This is a genomic window from Syntrophothermus sp. (assembly GCF_013314835.1).
Classification (GTDB): domain Bacteria; phylum Bacillota; class Syntrophomonadia; order Syntrophomonadales; family Syntrophothermaceae; genus Syntrophothermus; species Syntrophothermus lipocalidus.
In genome coordinates this window covers 1-16,845 of the sequence record NZ_JABUEX010000046.1, presented here as the reverse complement: position 1 = coordinate 16,845, position 16,845 = coordinate 1, and the positions used below count along the sequence as shown (strand labels likewise).

Sequence of the window (16,845 nt, the reverse complement as noted above, 5' to 3'; positions counted from 1 at the left end):
CTGGGCCAGGCTTATCAGTGGATCGCGAAAGGGATACTGGAGGTTATCCAACACGCCGCAGGTAAACAAAGCCCTTGGGCTCGCCTACTGGCGAAACCAAGGACTAATCAGCTTGTATGAGACATACCGGAAACTCTGTAGTGTTTCATGAACCGCCGTATACCGAACGGTACGTACGGTGGTGTGAGAGGACGGGGGTTAGCCGCCCCCTCCTACTCGATGAAAAGAAACCCAAGCGCGTCTGGAAAAATGGGAGTGCTAGAAGTTGGGGAGAACCGCAAGTGGGAGCCGAAAAGCTGATATGTGTCTGTTGCCATCCCTTAGGTAGAAAAGGTTGTGCCTCGGGAAAAGCTGTCTTACAATGAAAGTAAGAAAGGGGGTATTGGTCATGTCGATAGTCCGATTGTCTTCAAAAGGACAGCTAGTTCTTCCTAAGAAAATAAGGGAACATCTTGGGCTTAAGCCCGGCGAACAGTTGAAAGTAGATTTAATCGGGGGCAGGATAATTCTTGAACCCGTTGAGCCGCTAACCGAAACCGACTGGCACCGCTGGAAGGGGGCCTTGAAAGGAGATCAGGCACTTCAGGGACACCTAGAAGAACACAGGCTCGAGGTGGTCGGGGATGATCAAGGTATTTGACGCTTATGCTGTGTTGTGCTGGATGCAGGAGGAACCGGGCGCCTCTTATATAGAAGACCTCATGGAAAAAGCCGAGAAGGGTTCCCTGGATATCCGGATCTCGGCGATTAACATTGGTGAGGTCGTCTATCGTTTGATAAAAGTCGGTCGCGAACAGGATGCCGCCCTGTTCATGTCGGATGTTACCAGGCACGTTTTTCCGTGGAAGGTTATGCCCGCTACAAATGCGCGTGTCTGGGAGGCGGCCAGACTAAAAGGCAGGTACAGCATCTCCTACGCTGACGCATTTGTTCTTGCCCTGGCTAACGAGACGAGAGGAGAAATCGTTACCCGGGATCCTGAAATACTTGAAGCCTGTGAGCATGGTGGCTTCACGTTGGATCCTTTTGCAAAGGGGGACCGTTTTTGACGAGCGAAGAGTTCGACATCTTTTTTGGTGAATGAATCAGGCGAGGGAAGGAATTTGTCGTTGCTGTACAGAAGTATATTGCGTATTACGTGCAGCGCTGCAGACAAATAGTGTCAAAATATTGTTTATGGCCCTGAAGAACGGGCATAAGAGCCGGGGTAGCATGGTGGGGAGAGGTTTGGGAATCCTATATGCCAGTAAAGCAGCAAGGGGGGACGGTAAGTGGAAGCGATCGATTTTTGGAGGAACTATGCGGAGATTGGGCGCAGGATTCTTCACTTCTGGGACAGGGCAGTGGCATATGCTTCTGATACCGAGAAATTTACCGTCGTAGAGGAAAAGAACTTTGAGGTGCCCTTCGCTAAAGTGGGAAAGCCGGTTCAAAAAGGGGGCGCTATTGAACGGGCGATGCTTACCAAACAGCCCGTAGTCATTGAGGTAGACGCGTCCGTATATGGTGTGGCTTTAAAGAGTGTTGGCGTACCTGTTTTGGATGACCATGGCAACGCCATCGGGGTTTACGGGATAGCTTTTCCGCGAGATATCGCGGTGAAAACAAGAGAAATGGCCCAGGCTTTTCGGGAAAACATGCACCAGATTGCAGCAGCTATTGAGGAAACGGCAGCTTCGGCTAACGAGATCAACCTGAGCGCCAAGCGGCTGCAGGAAGAGATTCAATCGGCGGTAGAAGCGGTCAGGAAGATTGAAGAAATAGCGGGAGCTATCAGGCAGATCGCGGCGGAGTCTAAAATGCTTGGTCTCAATGCGGCTATTGAAGCAGCCCGCGCTGGGGAACAGGGTCGGGGTTTTGCGGTTGTAGCAGACGAAGTCCGTAAGCTGGCGGAGGAGTCAAGAAGCCTGGTAGACACGGCTCAAGCCATGACCAAGAGCATACACGAGGTCACAGAACACCTAGGAGATTACGTAAACCAGATGGTGAGGGGTACCGAGGAGCAGGCGGCGGCGGCAGAAGAGATCACCGCTTCAGTAGAGGAGGTAGCCTCCCTTTCGGAGCAGCTGGAGGAGATTGCGGCCAAGCTGTAGCATTACGCCGCTCAAACTGGCAATGACTGTAAATAGGTTCGATCCTTTGGTCGTATGTATTCTGATAGACGTCGAACCTGTAGTTGCGCTGGTTAGAGAGACGCCTCTTTATAGGGGTTGATAAACAGGGGGTTGGTGTTTTGCCGGGTGAGCGTCAAGAAGCGGAGCACGATGTCACAGGGGGTCCAGCAGGAAGAGGATACAAAAGAGAATCGTTTTTTCACGACCTTCTTGTATGCGCGGTACGGCTGGGGGCCGCCGATCTTCACCTCACCGTGGGTAAGCCTCCGGTAGTGAGGCTGAACGGAGTCCTTTGGGACCTCGGAGACCTGGCGGCCAGAGGCCCGGACGAAGGCCGCAGGGAAGTTGGACAATTTTTACATATGTGGCCCGAGGCTGGCCATGCCCTGAATCCGGTGCAAACCGAAGAAATTGCCACCTGTTTGGTAGCGGATTCCCGCCGCTCCGAGGAGATGAAGAAGAAAGGCAACGCCGATATCGCGGTGTCGCTCCCTGGGCTTTCGCGGTTTCGGGTAAACGTATACCGGCAGCGAGGAAGTTTCGCTGTGGCCTGCCGGGTTTTGGCCAGCAGAATACCTACGGCCGAAGAACTCTTCCCCTGCACGCCTTCAGTGGGTCTGGTGGTGCGGCGGCTGGCCGAACTGCCGCGGGGGTTGGTATTGGTAACCGGGCCTACCGGCTCGGGCAAATCGACTACTCTGGCGGCTATGGTCAATCACATCAACGTAAACTTTAAGAAGCACATAATAACCCTCGAAGACCCCATCGAGTACCTGCACCGGCATAAAAAGAGTATCGTGAACCAGCGTGAGGTAGGAGAAGACGTGGAGAGTTTTGCCGAAGGATTGAGGGCTGCCCTGCGCGAAGACCCCGACGTTATAATGGTAGGTGAGATGCGGGACCTGGAAACGATAGCTACCGCTATTACCGCAGCCGAAACCGGGCACCTGGTTCTGTCCACCCTGCATACCAATACGGCGGCGGAGACGGTGGAGCGTATAATCGATGCTTTTCCTCCGCACCAGCAATCCCAGGTTAGAGCCCAGCTGGCTTCGGTGCTGCACGGAGTTATATCTCAACAGTTACTTCCGCGCCTGGACGGGCAGGGACTGGTGTGTGCAGCCGAGGTTTTGGTAGTCACCCACGCGGCGAGAGCACTGATCAGAGAAGGTAAGACCCATCAAGTCCCTTCAATCATTGAAACGGGAGCTCAGGAAGGGATGATACCTCTGGATCGTGCCTTGGCCGAACTGGTGAGAATGGGTGTGATCACAGAGGAGCGGGCAAGGGAAAGAGCTGCCGATTCCCGCCTGCTTTCCAGGTATCTGGAAAGGCGAGGTTAGGGACGGGCTGGTCCATATCATATAATGAAACGGTTGCCAGGGTAGCCAGAATGCGGTTATAATATCGTGGAAGTACATAACAACTGAGGGCAAACTCACCGAAAGGTGAGGGCGCAAAGCCTCGGGCCTAAGGGCGAGGAGTCTATGGCGGCCGGGTTGCCTTAGGAAATTAACCCCAGAATTCCTAAGTACAGCGTAGCATATCTTAGGTTCTGGGGTTTTGTATTATAGACGACACTGATTTATGAATTAGACGCTGATTAACGCTGATGAATAACTGGTGAGAAAACAATTCGGAGATGGAATCTTACGCGTATCAGATCCAGCACTGTTTGATAATAAGGTTAAGTTTTTAGAAAAGACTATTGTTAATCTACGACTATCAGCAGACGAACAAAGGGGAGGGGAGTGCAGGTGGGGACGGGGTTGTTGGTTTTTTTTCTGGGCCTATCGGTCGGGAGTTTTCTCAACGTCTGCATCGAACGCCTACCTAAGGGAGAATCCGTGATATCCCCCCCTTCACATTGCACCGCCTGCGGGCACAGGCTGGGATTGCTTGATCTGGTCCCGGTATTGAGCTACATTTATCTCAAAGGCAGGTGCCGTTACTGCCAAACCCCCTTTTCCCTGCAATACCCGGTGGTCGAGATGGTAACTGGGCTGCTCTTTGCCGGTGCCTGGGCGCGGTTCGGGTACTCCTGGAATGTCCTACTCGCCTGGGTGTTGGTGTCCTGCCTAACCGTCATCACCGTGGCCGACCTGAAACACATGGTCATACCGGACAAGGTAATCGTTTTTGCCGTGTTGGCAGGTGGAATTTTGGTGTACCTGGATTCCTGGACTCGGTTGAAGTGGGGCCTGGCGTCAGGACTGGGGGCCGCCGCTTTCCTGGCGCTGGTTTTGGTGGTGTCTAGGGGCGGCATGGGCTGGGGAGATGTTAAACTGGCAGGAATTTTGGGCTTGTTCCTGGGCGCGAGCGGCACCTTGGTGGGGCTTTTTGTGGCTTTTGTTTCTGGAGCCCTGGTCGGTTTATCGCTGGTGGTCGCAGGCAGAAAAGGCGCCAAGGATCTCATACCCTTTGGCCCTTTCTTATCCCTCGGGGGCCTGGTGGCCTTTTTCTGGGGGCAGGAGATTGTTGACTGGTACCTGAAGCTGCTGGTGCCGTAGTGAAGGGGGTGAGACTCAGAGGGAACCTGACGGGGAATAAGGATTATCGGTAAGCTTCAGGCAATCTTAAGAAAAGGAGGAGATGTTATGTCACTGTCGAAAATTAGGAGAAAGAAGCAGAAGGGTTTTACGCTGGTAGAACTGATGATAGTGATTGCTGTCATTGCGGTTTTGGCTGCGGTGTTGATTCCCAAATCGAATTTGGTCCAGAATTCTGCGCGGGAAACGGGAGTTCTTGCTAATGCTAGACAAATTCAGGGCATAATTGAGGGAATGATGCATAAAAACTACAGCAGTGGAAGCGAGTTTCGAAATGCCTTAGAGAGCAAGATCAATGGCATTGATATGACAAACCCGTTTACGGGCAAGATCGATGCCGAACAGAGGAGCGCGGCCCAAGGTCCGAGCGGCAACTATGCCGTCGTGATTTCAGCGGATGCCGCGCCCGGTGGAGGCAGCAATGAGTATAAGGGCATAGTCTGGGTGCAAGTCAGCGATGGTACTGATCTGGCCATAGTGATAACTGCGTATGGGGCAGATAAGCTACCCATCGAAGGTGGCCCCATTAGAGTCCGGTAGGTTTGTTTTCAGTCGATGGTTCCAGCACTTTTATTTTTGTTGTTGAATCCGACTTACTTTACACACCACTATCGCGGTAACATGGCTACGTCGGTCCGGGGACTACGCACAGGAAACTTTCCCGGTAACTTTGCTTTAGATAGCTCGACTTACTTAGCTTAAGCCTCAAGTTTTTCCTGCTTGCGAAGGGACGTTGATGTTTAGGATGAACCAGGAAAGTAGAGGCAGACCCCGGCTGGGCGAACTCTTGCTCCAGGCCGGGGCCATAACCGAAGACCAGCTGCAGCAGGCTCTGAAGCTGCAGAAGGAAGCTGGGCCGGGCCAGCGTCTGGGGGATATTCTGGTAAAGAACGGTTTTGTTACGGAAGCCGAGCTGGCCAGGGCCTTGGAAGAACAGCTGGGGATCAGGAGCATCGATCTGAAGATCGCTCCTATCGACGTGGAGGTAGCGCGCAGGATCCCGGAGAACCTGGCGCGCCGCCACACGGCCATCCCTGTCCAGGTGGTAGACGGTGCTCTTATCGTGGCCATGAAGGACCCCCTGGACATGCTGGCGGTGCAGGACATCCGCCTGGTAACAGGCATGCCGGTAACTCCGCTGCTGGCCTCAGAAAAGGACATCCTGGACACCATCGAAAACGTGTTTTCCCAGCGAAGGGCGGCTGAGCAGGCGGCCCGCGACGCGTCCAGGATGCAGGAAGAGGCTGCAGCCCAGGCGGCAGCAGCTCTCGATATCGAGAGCGCGCCTGCGGTGAGGCTGGTGAATTCTTTAATCGAAAACGCGGTCCGGAGCCGGGCCAGCGACATACATATAGAGCCCAGCGAGAAGCGGATGCGGGTGAGGAACCGGGTGGACGGAGTTCTCCACGAAGTATTGAGTACGGATATACGGGCCCACGCTCCGGTTGTGAGCCGCATCAAGGTTATGGCCGGCCTCAACATCGCGGAAAAAAGGATACCCCAGGATGGAAAGATAGTAACCCGGGTGGACGGGCGGCCTGTAGACCTGAGGGTTGCTACCATGCCGACCGCCTACGGAGAAAAGGTGGCCATCAGGATTCTCGACCGGGCTTCTTTTTTTATTGATAAATCTCAGCTGGGGCTGAGCCCGGAAGATATAGAAAAATTCAACCGGCTGGTGAGCCGCCCCTGGGGTATAATTCTGGTAACGGGGCCTACCGGCAGCGGTAAGACCACGACCCTGTACGCGATGCTGGCCGAGATGGATTCGGAGCGAAAAAACATCGCTACTTTGGAGGATCCTATCGAATACGACATGGAAGGGATAAGCCAAACCCAGATTAACGTCCAGGCCGGGCTGACTTTTGCCAGCGGCCTGCGGACCATGCTGCGGCAGGACCCGGACATCATAATGGTGGGAGAGATACGGGACGAGGAAACCGCGGAGATCGCGGCCAGGGCGGCATTGACTGGTCACCTGGTGCTTTCGACGCTTCACACCAACGACGCTGCCAGCACCGTGATCCGCTTAATGGATATGGGACTGATGCCTTATCTCATAGCTTCCTCCTTAGCTGGAGTCATAGCTCAGCGCTTGGTGCGAAAGGTTTGCCCCGATTGCAGGGAAAAATACGATGCCGGTCCCGAAGAGAAGAGGATACTGGGAATGCCTGAAGACGAGGCTCTGCTGCTGGTGCGATCCGGGGGCTGTGTAGCCTGCCGGGGAACCGGCTACCGGGGCCGAACCGGCGTTTTCGAGATCATGGAAGTTGACGGGGAGCTGAGAAAGCTCATCAACCGCGGGGTATCGGCCGACGAAGTGCGCGAGGCGGCGTTACTCAAGGGCATGGTGCCCCTGTGGGAAGACTGCAGGCGCAAGGTGCTGGAAGGAATCACCACCTTAGAAGAGGCCCTGCGGGTCACGAGTTCTTACTAAGAGTAGTGCCGGGATTTAACTCGGTTCTGTCGGCAGCTCGATAAGCAAAGGGGAGCTGGGTAAAGTGCCGGAGTTCAGTTATGCGGGAGTAAACGCCGCCGGGCGCCTGGAACAGGGTGTACTGCAGGCAGATAGTGCGGTCATGGCTGAGTCACTGCTGCGGGAGCAGGGAATCCTGCCGGTTTACGTCAGAAGCAAGGCTTGGTGGCAGCAGTGGAGACCGCCGGTCACCAAGAAAATAGGGGCCCGGTCCCTGGCCGTTTTGTGCCGGCAGATGGCTATGGTTCTGCGATCGGGGATGGGTGTGAGCGATGGACTGGAGCTGGTCAGCCGCCAGGTGAGCGACAAGCTTTTGCGAAGGGAGGCTCTGCGGATGTACCGCGAGGTCTTAAGCGGAAGGAGCTTGTCGGAAGCCATGATGGCGGAGGACAGCCTGATACCCGGTTTGTTGGCCAGGATGGTAGCCACCGGAGAAGCTTCGGGTAACTTGGAGCAGATACTGCACAACATGAGCCAATACTACCAGCAGCGGTACGAGACGGAGAAGCGGGTGAAAGGGGCCTTGATCTACCCGGCCCTGCTGACGGTAGTGAGCATCGGCCTCTTGGCTTATGTTTTTGCTTTCTTGATTCCCCAGGTTGAGAGCCTGCTTCACTCGGCAGGGGCAAACCTGCCTTTTGTGACCAGGGTTATTCTGGGCATCACGCATTTTTTGCAGAACCATTTCCTGGCTCTAACCGTGGTACTGGTAGCGGTGCTATTGGCGGGGACCTTATACCTGGCTACTCCTCAGGGCAGGTTTCTCTGGGATCGAACCGTAGCCAAACTACCTCTAGTTGGAAACGTAGTCAGGAATGTGGTTACGGTTCGTTTTGCCAGCACGGCGGCTATGGTGTTCAGAAGTGGCATACCGGTACTGCCTGCTTTGGAGCTCCTGCGGGAAAACGCTGGCAACGAAGTGGCGGCGAGGGCTTTGGACAAAGCGGTGGAAGGGGTAAGACGGGGCGATACCATAGCCTACCACCTGGGAGCTACCGGTTATTTCGACCCTTTGGTGGTCCAAATGATAAGGGTAGGCGAAGAAACCGGGAGTCTGGACGAGATCATGCTGCAAATGGCGGATTTTTACGAAAAAGAGGCCCAAACCGGCATAGCCCAGCTGATGAGCCTTTTGGAACCGGTCATGGTATTGATCATGGGGCTAGTAGTCGGCACCATCGTTCTCTCGGTTATGTTCCCGCTTTTTGACCTGGTGTCATCTTTCAAACGCTGAGGAGTTGGATATGAGATCTCTCCACCGCGGCTTTACTTTGCTGGAACTTCTTCTGGTAATCGGGCTCCTGTGCCTGTTGATAGCGGTGGCCGTGCCCGATTTCAAACCGGTGCTGCACGAAGCCGACCTGGAACAGTCGGTGCGGGTGCTGGAGGTCGACCTGGGATGGGCCCGGGCGGCGGCCCGCGCCGCAAAGACGCGGGTGTGCGTACGGTTCGACGAAAGGGGCTACTCGGTGTACAGGGAGGTTGACGGCGTGCAGGAAGAGCTGCGCCGGCGTGAATGGCCCGGTGCCGTGGCGCTGGAAAGCCTCAACCCGCCTCTTGGCGGTGACGTATTCGGGTTTGACGAACAGGGACGGCCGATCAGCGCTGGCGGCTCGGAACTCACCCAGGAGATTGCCATAACAGTCGGCATTAGCGGCAGCAGCCGGGCTCAGGTGAAAGTCAAGCCTTATACCGGCAGGGTGGAGGTCGTATATCCGTGATGGCAAGAAAAAGGCGTGGTGGTTTTACTCTAATAGAGGTGTTGATCGCGGTAGGTGTACTGGTGGCGGTTTTGACTGTAATGGCCGGGATGGTGAAGGTAGCTTACGAGCTTCTAGCTGACAGCTACCGGGAATTACAGAGGGCGTATACTGAAAGATCTGTGCTGGAGATAGCTGCGGTCCTGGCCGCATCTGGAACACTCTCTCCACAAGAGAGCGAGGTGTGGGTGTACCCGCTCAAGATTCGGGAGGAAGGGGTAGAAAAAGACCTTTTGTTATATGAAGGGCCTGAGCCCAAGGAGTGGAAGGCGAAGATAAAGTACGAAGGGAATCGTTTGTCGGCACAGATTTGCGGTAGAAACGATGAAGATGATTACTAATGGGAAGACGCATGCTGAAACAGAGAATAGAAAAGTAACCGAAGGGAGCGGGGTGGACTGTAGCCGCTCGTCACGCGGTTTCACCCTGTTAGAGGTAATGCTAGTGCTAGCGGTCTTGGCGGTAGTATTGGGGGTAGTGGCAGGGATATTGAAGGCGTACTTCGGCATGCTTTCTTCGTTTTTGGTCGAACGGGAAAACATAGCGGAAGCAAGGGCAGCCATGGAGGCTATTGTTGATGTTTTGGATGAAGCGCGTAGGGACCGCAAGTGGACTCTGGAGGTTGATCCGACCAGGACTAAGATATTAGGCATAGAAGGAGAAGAGCCGCACCAAGTGCTGAGTATAGACGAGGACCATTCCGCGGAATGCCAGATATTCCGGGGTAGTGACCGCTCTCTTTATCGCTATGATGAAAACGAAGGCGACTGGCTAGAAGTGGCAAAATACGTTGATAGCCTTGAGATTTCTACGGTGTTAGGCACGGATATAAAGCCGTACATAAATGGGGGTTCAGAGGTATTAGAACTTCCTGACGATGCTGTTTTTCTCCGTGTTTCGGTCGAAACGGATAAAGAAGGCATTGGCGAAGCGACCTGCAGGGTAACCACCTATGTGTACTCGGGTTGGATCGGTGATTAAAGCTGGCATTTATCTACTTTGATATGCTCTCCACTGGATAGTGCGGAATACACTGCTTGGCTCGCGAATAGGGTGCGAGCGGGGGTATAATGGTATGCCGAAATCGGGAAACCACAGTACGAGGGGCGCAGCCCTGGTGATGGTCATTATCGTAACTTTGATACTATTAAGTATTGGGACGACAATGCTGGTGGTCGGTTCCGGAGATCTGCATACCAGCCGCACTATCTCCGAGGTCGATGATACCAGGGTAGTTTCTCCGAGTACTTTTGATCCGCCTCGAACCGACCCGCCGCCCGGCACCTATGACCGGCGCTTGGATGTAGCTCTGACATCGACGTCGCCGGGAGCGTCGATCCACTATACTACTGATGGCGAGGATCCAACTCCCCAGAGCCAGTTGTACGTGCAGCCCATAACTGTAGTAAGTTCTACTACTATAAAAGCAATAGCGGTTAAAGACGGTATAACCAGTACGATTGCTGTATTCGATTACGTTATACTGAGGCCTGCGGCTCCCCAAGCATCGCCCCCGCCAGGGTACTATGCACAACCGCAAACGGTTACGCTTTCAACTACGACCCCGGGAGCCGTAATCTATTACACGCTGAATGGCGAGGATCCGACTACAGACAGCCCGGTGTATGTAGGACCTATTACTATAGGAACATCGACAACCATTAAGGCCATAGCAGTAAAAAACGGCCTACAAAGCGATATCGCTCAATTCAGCTACGACATAGGTACCGGGTTTGCTTTCATAGACCGCGACTATGACAACCGTTATGATCCGGGCGAAGAGATCGTGCCCAAGCAACGCCTGGAGAGTGGGCAGGTATTGGCAACCCCTTACCGGCTGGTAATCCCGCAGGGGGTGGGGGCCATCAGCCCGCCCTGGTTTACGCAGGTAGACTACCGAGCTGCCAACGGTATTGTTATTGGAAAAGGGGTAGAAATAAATACCTGGCTGGCTCCGATCTGCCTTGACGGGGGGAGCGGCCCAGTGATTATCGATCAGGCCCGGGTAGGCAATGAAACGCCGTTGTTTGGTACAACCGCTGTGACGTTAAAAGGAGGAACGGTTACTGTCTCCGGACAGGGGCAAAGCAGGGCAGGGATTTACAGTTCGCTGGGAGACATAGCTGTAAATGCGGTCTCAGGTCAATTGGCGGTGAAGCGTTCTGACATTAAGGCCGGGTTTGGCGGAATTAGCTTGGACAGCTCAGCAGGTGTGGTCCTTGATAGAGGTAACATTCAAGCATTTTCAACAGTTAGCATTAACGCCGAAGAAGAAATTGAAGTCAGCAGAACAAAGATTTCTTCCCTTTTGGGACAAGCCGTTCTGAATGCCCAAGGAACGGTCCGCCTTTTCGACCCGGGTAATCCTAATGACAGCAGTACTATAGAAGCGGCGTCCGGAATTAGAATAAGCAGCCAAACCGGTGGTATAGAAGCCAAGCATGTCGACTGCACGACTTTTGCGGGCGATGTTTTACTTGACGCCCGCGGAGCAATCGACGCCAGCGGCAGCAGCCTTAGGATATCGATAGGCGGGAGTATACGTATAACCAGTCTCGCCGACATCGACGTTTCCCAGGCGGTCTTAGACTCCGGGTTAACAGGGGAAATAGTTATGACCGCCGGTACGTTGGAACCGCTGCGTTCAATTTATGTAAATCAAGCGGTTTTCAGAGACTGGGATGATGCAGCGCAGGCCTACCCGAGGGATCTCGTCAACAGTATTGCGGTCAAGATAGTAGGGCGTCCGCGGGAAGGCAGCATAACCAACGGTATTATTACCGTTCCTTAGAGGTGACGTTATGTTTCGGAGGAACAAGCTTTATATATCACTGGAAGAAAAGTGCGTGCGGCTGCTTCTGGGCCGGGGAGATGGCAAGCGTGTGTTTGTCGAGGGGTTTGCTGCCTTGTCTTTGGAGGAAGGCCTGGGGAGGGCACGGGACGCAGGCGATCTCTTCGCGGTAGGGGAACGGATCAAAAACCTTGCTCAGGAACAAGGATTATCGGCGAAACGATACATGGTGGTCCTGGACCGAAGGGGCATTGTGGCGAGAACGGCCCGGGTTCCGGTTTTAAAGCCCCGGCTCCTGCGAGATTTTCTGGCGAGGGAGATGGGTTCGCTCCTGCCGGTGGATCCTGACGAGTACGTCTCCGATTACGCAGTGCTGAAGATGGTAGATGACGGCGACGAAGGTAGTTATTACCAGGTCTTCCTGGCCGGCGTACCCCGCTATATGGTGGAGCAGGTCGGGATTATGGCCCAGGCGTGGGATGCATACATAGAAGCGGTCGAAGTCGCTCCCCGCTCCATCTTGCGGTTGTTTCGGACTTCGTCCTGGCCAGACAGCGTTGTTTTGAACCTGAGGGCTGACGGGGGCTTTGTGATGGTAATAGAAAAAGGAGGCTTGCTGGTACACGCCGACCTGCCTTTTGCCGGGTTGGACCTGGTTCAATCTGAGGAAGTAGCCCGGGAGGTGCGGGGCTATCTTGATTTTTATTCCTCTCGCAACCAGGGAAAAACCATCGAGCAGGTCTGGATGGCAGGACAAGCAGGCTGCGATGGCGAATGGGTAACCAGACTAGCCGAGTTTTTACCGGTTCCGGTGGAAGTGCTGGCCGGCCCGGCGGGATTGCCGGTTTGCAGCCGCCGGGGAAAGGCTGGCAGCCAGGCGGTGTGTACTCATGCGGTCTTGTTAGGAGCACTTCTCAGAAAGGGTTGAACAGTTAGTGTGAGAAGGCTGGTTAAAGAGCTTAACTTTTTACCGGAAACGGTTCTGCGCGAGCGTGAAAAACAGGAGAGGTTTCGGAACCGGGTTAAACTTGCAGTCGCGGCAGGAATCCTGGCGGGTTTGGCTTTTTCTTTGCCGCTGTATGTAGAAGCGCGCGAACGTTACCAACTCGAGCTCTTGACCGCTCGTTACCGGGAACTGGAAAAAGGTAGGCCCTACCGCGAAGAACTGGTAGCCAAGAAGAAGCAGTACCTCCGGGAAAAAGCGGTGGTGGACAAACTCAAGGAACAAAACAGCTCGGCGGTTGCTATCATAGACGCCATTTACGATGCTCTTCCGCCAGGGCTCTGGGTGACCGATATGGAGGTGGAGGCAGGGAAGGCCGTTCGGCTGAAGTGCGAAGCCACCAGTACCTTGGCTGCTGCCAGGTTCATGGCTGGGCTTGATTCCCTAGGATTATTCGATAGGATCGAAACCAACGAGGTGCCCCTAGGTTCGGGCGTTGCCCAGGTTGAATTTTACCTTCCCCTTAAAGCCGGAGCCGGAAGTTCGCCCGGCAATTGATTTCCGGCGTCACGTCAACTAACCCTGAGGAACGGTGATGGCAGCATTGTTGAAACGCAGGCTTTTTTCATTTGGGTTCGCTGAACAACACAAGTTGAGGCTTATTTTCGCTATTTTGCTGTCCTTTTTGGGCCTCTGGGCAGCGTATAAATGGTATTTCTATCCTCACCTGAATAACATAAACCGGCTCAAAACTGAACAAGCCGAGATGGGAAAGGCCGTAGCCCGGGCTGAAAAGGAACACTGGGATGACATCCAAGGGATGCAAAAGGATATCGCGGGCCTAGATGAGAAGCTGGCAGAATTGAGGGAAGTCGTGCCCGATTACCAAGACCTGCCCGGGGTTACGGTTTACATATCAGGGCTGGCTGAAAAATGCGGGGTCAAGCCGGCTTGGAAAGGTGATCGCAAATCAGGAATAAAGATAGAAAAACCGGTCAGCCGCAGCGGCTATACCACCTATGACCTGAAGCTTAATATCTACGGTTCGCCCTACCAGGTATACGCTTTCCTAAAAGGGATAGAAGAAATGCCGAGGTTGGTCCAGATCGAGAACCTGCAGTTGGAAGTCGTGGCCTGGGACAACGTGCTGTGTTCGCTTACAGTACGCGTGTTCGTCCTAGGTCGGCCGCAAAAGGATCCCGAAAATTCTCCTTTCATGAACTTCATTCTGCCCAAGTCCTGGCCTTACGAAATGCTGAAACCGTCTGTCCTAGAGCAGGTGAACAGCCAAGGCTCAGCAACTGCTGCACCCTCATCCCCGGTTAATACTGGAGAGGAGACGGAGAGCGGGTATCCCGGCCCAAGTACGGAGATCAGCAATCCTAAGTAGTTCATCTCTTCTCGCGCTCACAGCATCATGACAATCTATTTGTCCTTGACAACCCGGCTTTCCGCGTTGAAAAATCCCTGCATTTTTGGTTATTCTGGTTTTACCCCAAGATAGTGGGGCAGGGTGAACTGAACCGCAATCATGGAGAAAAAAGGAATAAGGGAGCCCTGGTTCCAAGCTTAAAGTTGTGAATTTTGGCCTTTTCGCGCTTTTGTAGACCTGAGCTTGTTTAAGTCACATTTTGTGAAGAATGGAGGGATGGAGGTTGGAACAGGAAATACTCTATTCCCCGGAGTACGCGGTGGCTAAAATCAAGCTGCTCCCGGGAGAGAGCGTGATCGCTGAGCCGGGAGCCATGATCGCTATGACCCCGAACCTAGAAGTAAAAGCAGAATTTGCCCGGGGCGGGGTTTTGAAAAGCGTGGCCAGGTCCTTTTTTGGCAAGGAGTCTTTCTTTACCACTACGTTTACCGCTCTGGGAGAAGCCGAACTGGTATTGGGGAGGGGTCAACCGGGTGACATGTGGTGCGTTTCTTTGAATAACGAGACTATCTACGCGCAGTCTGGCGCCTTTGTCGCCTGTACCCCTGGAGTCCATGTCAATGCCGGGTGGGGAGGAGCGAGGGGGTTCTTTGCCGGCAACATGCTTTTCCTGCTGGAAATTACGGGCACGGGACTTGTCTGGCTGGCTGCTTTCGGCGCTCTTAAGGAGACAACACTCGGGTTAGAAGAAGATTACGTTATCGACACAGGCCACGTAGCGGGGTTCCACGGGAGCACGATGTACACGGTGACTTCGGCAGGCGGCTTTAAGTCGTTTCTCACCAGCGGTGAAGGTTTTGTCTGTCGTTTTCGGGGTCCAGGCAAGGTCTGGGCACAGAGCCGCAATGCGGTCGCCTACGCGGGGTGGATTGATAAGTACCGCCCGGTCAAGCGCAGCAGCCGAGACGATGATTGATCGTGAGGAGGGAGAAACGTGCAGTTAGAGATTCTTTACCGTCCTTCATATTCTTTGGCGGTGGTGAAGCTTAACCCAGGGGAAGGCATACAGGCGGAACCAGGAGCTATGGTCTCTATGAGCCCTACCATAAGCTTGAAAACGGAAATGAAAGGAGGGTTCATGGGAGCCCTGAAGCGCAAAGTTCTGGGCGGGGAAAGTTTCTTTGTCAGCAACTACGTGGCGGAAGGCGGCAGCGGTGAAGTTACACTGGCACCGGCTGTACCCGGGGACGTAATGGGCCTGGTTCTCAACAACGAGACCTACTTCGTCCAGTCGGGTTCTTACCTGGCAGGTGACACCAGCCTTCAGATCGACACCAAATTCGGAGGAGCCAAAACCTTTTTCGCAGGCGAGGGGCTGTTCCTTCTCAAGATCAGCGGCAGTGGGATGCTGATATTGACCAGTTATGGAGCTATCATGGAGAAAAAACTGGGGCCAGGAGAGAGATACGTAGTGGACACCAGTCATATCGTGGCTTTTCAGTCAACCGTTAATTACTCCATAAAAAAAGCCGCAGCCGGGATAATGAGTACCATCACCAGCGGCGAAGGCCTGGTTTGCGAATATGAAGGTCCCGGCACCATTTTCCTGCAGACCCGCAGCACCCGCGCCTTCCTCGACTGGCTGATCCCGCTTTTGCCGGCTAAGGAAGGGTAAAAGACTTGTTTTTGTGGTTTAGCAAACAACGCGCAGATATTATAGGGAATCCCCAAGCTCTTTTTCAGTTATTTTGAGCTGTTTTTTCAGAATCCTCTGCCACAAGTGCTTTGGGATCTCCTTGTGAAGCGAGCGACCTAATTTGGTCCGGAGCACCGTACCACCTAATAAGACCTTTTCATAGTACCAGTGGTCCGTGCTGCGAACCTGACCAACGGTCCCTGATTTGCATGGTTTGCAGATGAATATCTTGTTGACGCACAAAAGAAGTGGGCATACAATCAATTTTAAGAGGTTCAAAATACAGATCGCGAGAAGCTGAGAATAGACCAGACGAGAGGAGAAGGTATGAGGTGAGAAGAGCATCGGCTGAAAAGATAAAGGCTGGTTCTCGCCGGCCTTTTGTATTTCTCCTTCCTTGCTGTTCAGGGACAAATTGGCTGAACTCGGCCTGGGATTGGAAGATAGAATACGACAGAAGGTCGGGTTTCTATCGGGCGGAGAAAGACAAGCCCTTACTCTGCTCATGGCTACCATTGTGAGACCGCGCCTGTTGTTGCTCGACGAACACACGGCAGCTTTGGACCCTGCGACTGCCCAGAGGGTGCTTAAACTAACACGGGACATCGTTTTGGAGCATCAACTAACAACCATCATGGTTACGCACAATATGAGGGAAGCCTTGGAATACGGTACTCGTACCGTCATGATGCATAATGGCCGTCTTATACTGGATATTGCGGGCCCTGAACGCGAAAACATGACTGTGGAGAAACTCGTATCCCTCTTTAGCCAGAGAAGCGGAAGCGGGATAGAGAACGATAGAATGCTGCTTGGTTAGACTCTTTTCTTTCTCCTTTCGTGCGCAAAAACCGATTTCGATATAAGGGTACTCCCACTGTTGAAAAGCGGATCGTCGACTACAATCGCGATGAACCTTCGTGCGGAATGAGAGCCATTCCTAGTTCGTATAATTTGCAAAATAGTAAATCGGCATAAAAGTTAAAACCGCGCGAACCCGCGCGGTTACTTATGTGCGCCCGGCATGGGCGCTGGCTATAGGGTGGAAGTCCCGAGCGGTGAAGGTAGCAGTAGCCGTTAGCCTAAGGCAAGGGTGTTCGCGGTGACGCCGGGTACCCGCCGCAGGTGGGTGCTGAAGGAAGCC

The 16,845-nt window shown here is 53.7% G+C and carries 17 protein-coding genes, 1 pseudogene and 1 riboswitch; all 18 genes and pseudogenes read left to right on the top strand.

All coding sequences use genetic code 11. The features are described 5' to 3' along the window. Positions 1 to 388 precede the first annotated feature (388 nt). Positions 389 to 640, top strand: coding sequence for an AbrB/MazE/SpoVT family DNA-binding domain-containing protein (locus HPY90_RS12075; RefSeq protein WP_013175366.1), 252 nt, complete (start codon positions 389 to 391; stop codon positions 638 to 640). Next, on the top strand, positions 624 to 1,049 hold the full coding sequence (locus tag HPY90_RS12070) for a type II toxin-antitoxin system VapC family toxin (protein WP_013175365.1): 426 nt from the start codon (positions 624 to 626) through the stop codon (positions 1,047 to 1,049). The genes HPY90_RS12075 and HPY90_RS12070 overlap by 17 nt, the downstream gene beginning before the upstream one ends. Before the next feature lie 222 nt (positions 1,050 to 1,271). Next, the gene (locus HPY90_RS12065) at positions 1,272 to 2,093 is read left to right on the top strand and encodes a methyl-accepting chemotaxis protein (RefSeq protein ID WP_273698824.1); all 822 of its coding nucleotides are present in this window, start codon (positions 1,272 to 1,274) and stop codon (positions 2,091 to 2,093) included. 140 nt (positions 2,094 to 2,233) lie between these two features. Continuing rightward, positions 2,234 to 3,457 (top strand): type IV pilus twitching motility protein PilT, encoded by a 1,224-nt coding sequence (locus HPY90_RS12060; protein WP_353733661.1) that lies wholly within the window; start codon positions 2,234 to 2,236, stop codon positions 3,455 to 3,457. 78 nt (positions 3,458 to 3,535) lie between these two features. Continuing rightward, positions 3,536 to 3,621: riboswitch (cyclic di-GMP riboswitch) on the top strand. 262 nt (positions 3,622 to 3,883) lie between these two features. Further along, positions 3,884 to 4,624, top strand: a complete 741-nt coding sequence (locus HPY90_RS12055; RefSeq protein ID WP_287194785.1) for a prepilin peptidase — start codon at positions 3,884 to 3,886, stop codon at positions 4,622 to 4,624. An 87-nt stretch (positions 4,625 to 4,711) separates the two neighbouring features. After that, positions 4,712 to 5,203, top strand: coding sequence for a type II secretion system protein (locus tag HPY90_RS12050; protein WP_287194783.1), 492 nt, complete (start codon positions 4,712 to 4,714; stop codon positions 5,201 to 5,203). A gap of 196 nt (positions 5,204 to 5,399) precedes the next feature. Further along, positions 5,400 to 7,100, top strand: a complete 1,701-nt coding sequence (locus HPY90_RS12045; RefSeq protein WP_287194781.1) for a GspE/PulE family protein — start codon at positions 5,400 to 5,402, stop codon at positions 7,098 to 7,100. A 64-nt stretch (positions 7,101 to 7,164) separates the two neighbouring features. Then, entirely contained in the window at positions 7,165 to 8,373 is a 1,209-nt protein-coding gene (locus tag HPY90_RS12040) for a type II secretion system F family protein (protein WP_287194779.1), read from the top strand. A gap of 10 nt (positions 8,374 to 8,383) precedes the next feature. After that, positions 8,384 to 8,860 (top strand): prepilin-type N-terminal cleavage/methylation domain-containing protein, encoded by a 477-nt coding sequence (locus HPY90_RS12035; RefSeq protein WP_287194776.1) that lies wholly within the window; start codon positions 8,384 to 8,386, stop codon positions 8,858 to 8,860. Next, a complete protein-coding gene (locus tag HPY90_RS12030; RefSeq protein ID WP_287194789.1) occupies positions 8,860 to 9,240 on the top strand; it encodes a type IV pilus modification PilV family protein in 381 nt (126 codons plus the stop codon). Before HPY90_RS12035 ends, HPY90_RS12030 begins: the two co-directional genes overlap by 1 nt. Beyond that, complete coding sequence (locus HPY90_RS12025; protein WP_287194774.1) at positions 9,224 to 9,880, top strand: prepilin-type N-terminal cleavage/methylation domain-containing protein; 657 nt, start codon at positions 9,224 to 9,226, stop codon at positions 9,878 to 9,880. The genes HPY90_RS12030 and HPY90_RS12025 overlap by 17 nt, the downstream gene beginning before the upstream one ends. Positions 9,881 to 9,974: 94 nt before the next feature. Then, a complete protein-coding gene (locus tag HPY90_RS12020; protein ID WP_287194772.1) occupies positions 9,975 to 11,690 on the top strand; it encodes a chitobiase/beta-hexosaminidase C-terminal domain-containing protein in 1,716 nt (571 codons plus the stop codon). 10 nt (positions 11,691 to 11,700) lie between these two features. Then, positions 11,701 to 12,618, top strand: a complete 918-nt coding sequence (gene pilM / locus HPY90_RS12015; RefSeq protein WP_287194770.1) for a type IV pilus biogenesis protein PilM — start codon at positions 11,701 to 11,703, stop codon at positions 12,616 to 12,618. A 9-nt stretch (positions 12,619 to 12,627) separates the two neighbouring features. Then, positions 12,628 to 13,191 carry a PilN domain-containing protein gene (locus HPY90_RS12010; RefSeq protein ID WP_287194768.1) on the top strand — a complete coding sequence of 188 codons (564 nt, stop codon included), beginning with the start codon at positions 12,628 to 12,630 and terminating at the stop codon, positions 13,189 to 13,191. A gap of 37 nt (positions 13,192 to 13,228) precedes the next feature. After that, a complete protein-coding gene (locus HPY90_RS12005) occupies positions 13,229 to 14,023 on the top strand; it encodes a type 4a pilus biogenesis protein PilO (protein ID WP_287194767.1) in 795 nt (264 codons plus the stop codon). Between the two features lie 265 nt (positions 14,024 to 14,288). After that, entirely contained in the window at positions 14,289 to 14,981 is a 693-nt protein-coding gene (locus HPY90_RS12000) for a TIGR00266 family protein (protein WP_287194766.1), read from the top strand. 18 nt (positions 14,982 to 14,999) lie between these two features. After that, entirely contained in the window at positions 15,000 to 15,680 is a 681-nt protein-coding gene (locus HPY90_RS11995) for a TIGR00266 family protein (protein ID WP_273698836.1), read from the top strand. Positions 15,681 to 16,101: 421 nt separating this feature from the next. Beyond that, positions 16,102 to 16,521: pseudogene (locus HPY90_RS11990) on the top strand (ATP-binding cassette domain-containing protein); the annotation flags it as partial. Positions 16,522 to 16,845: the final 324 nt, after the last annotated feature.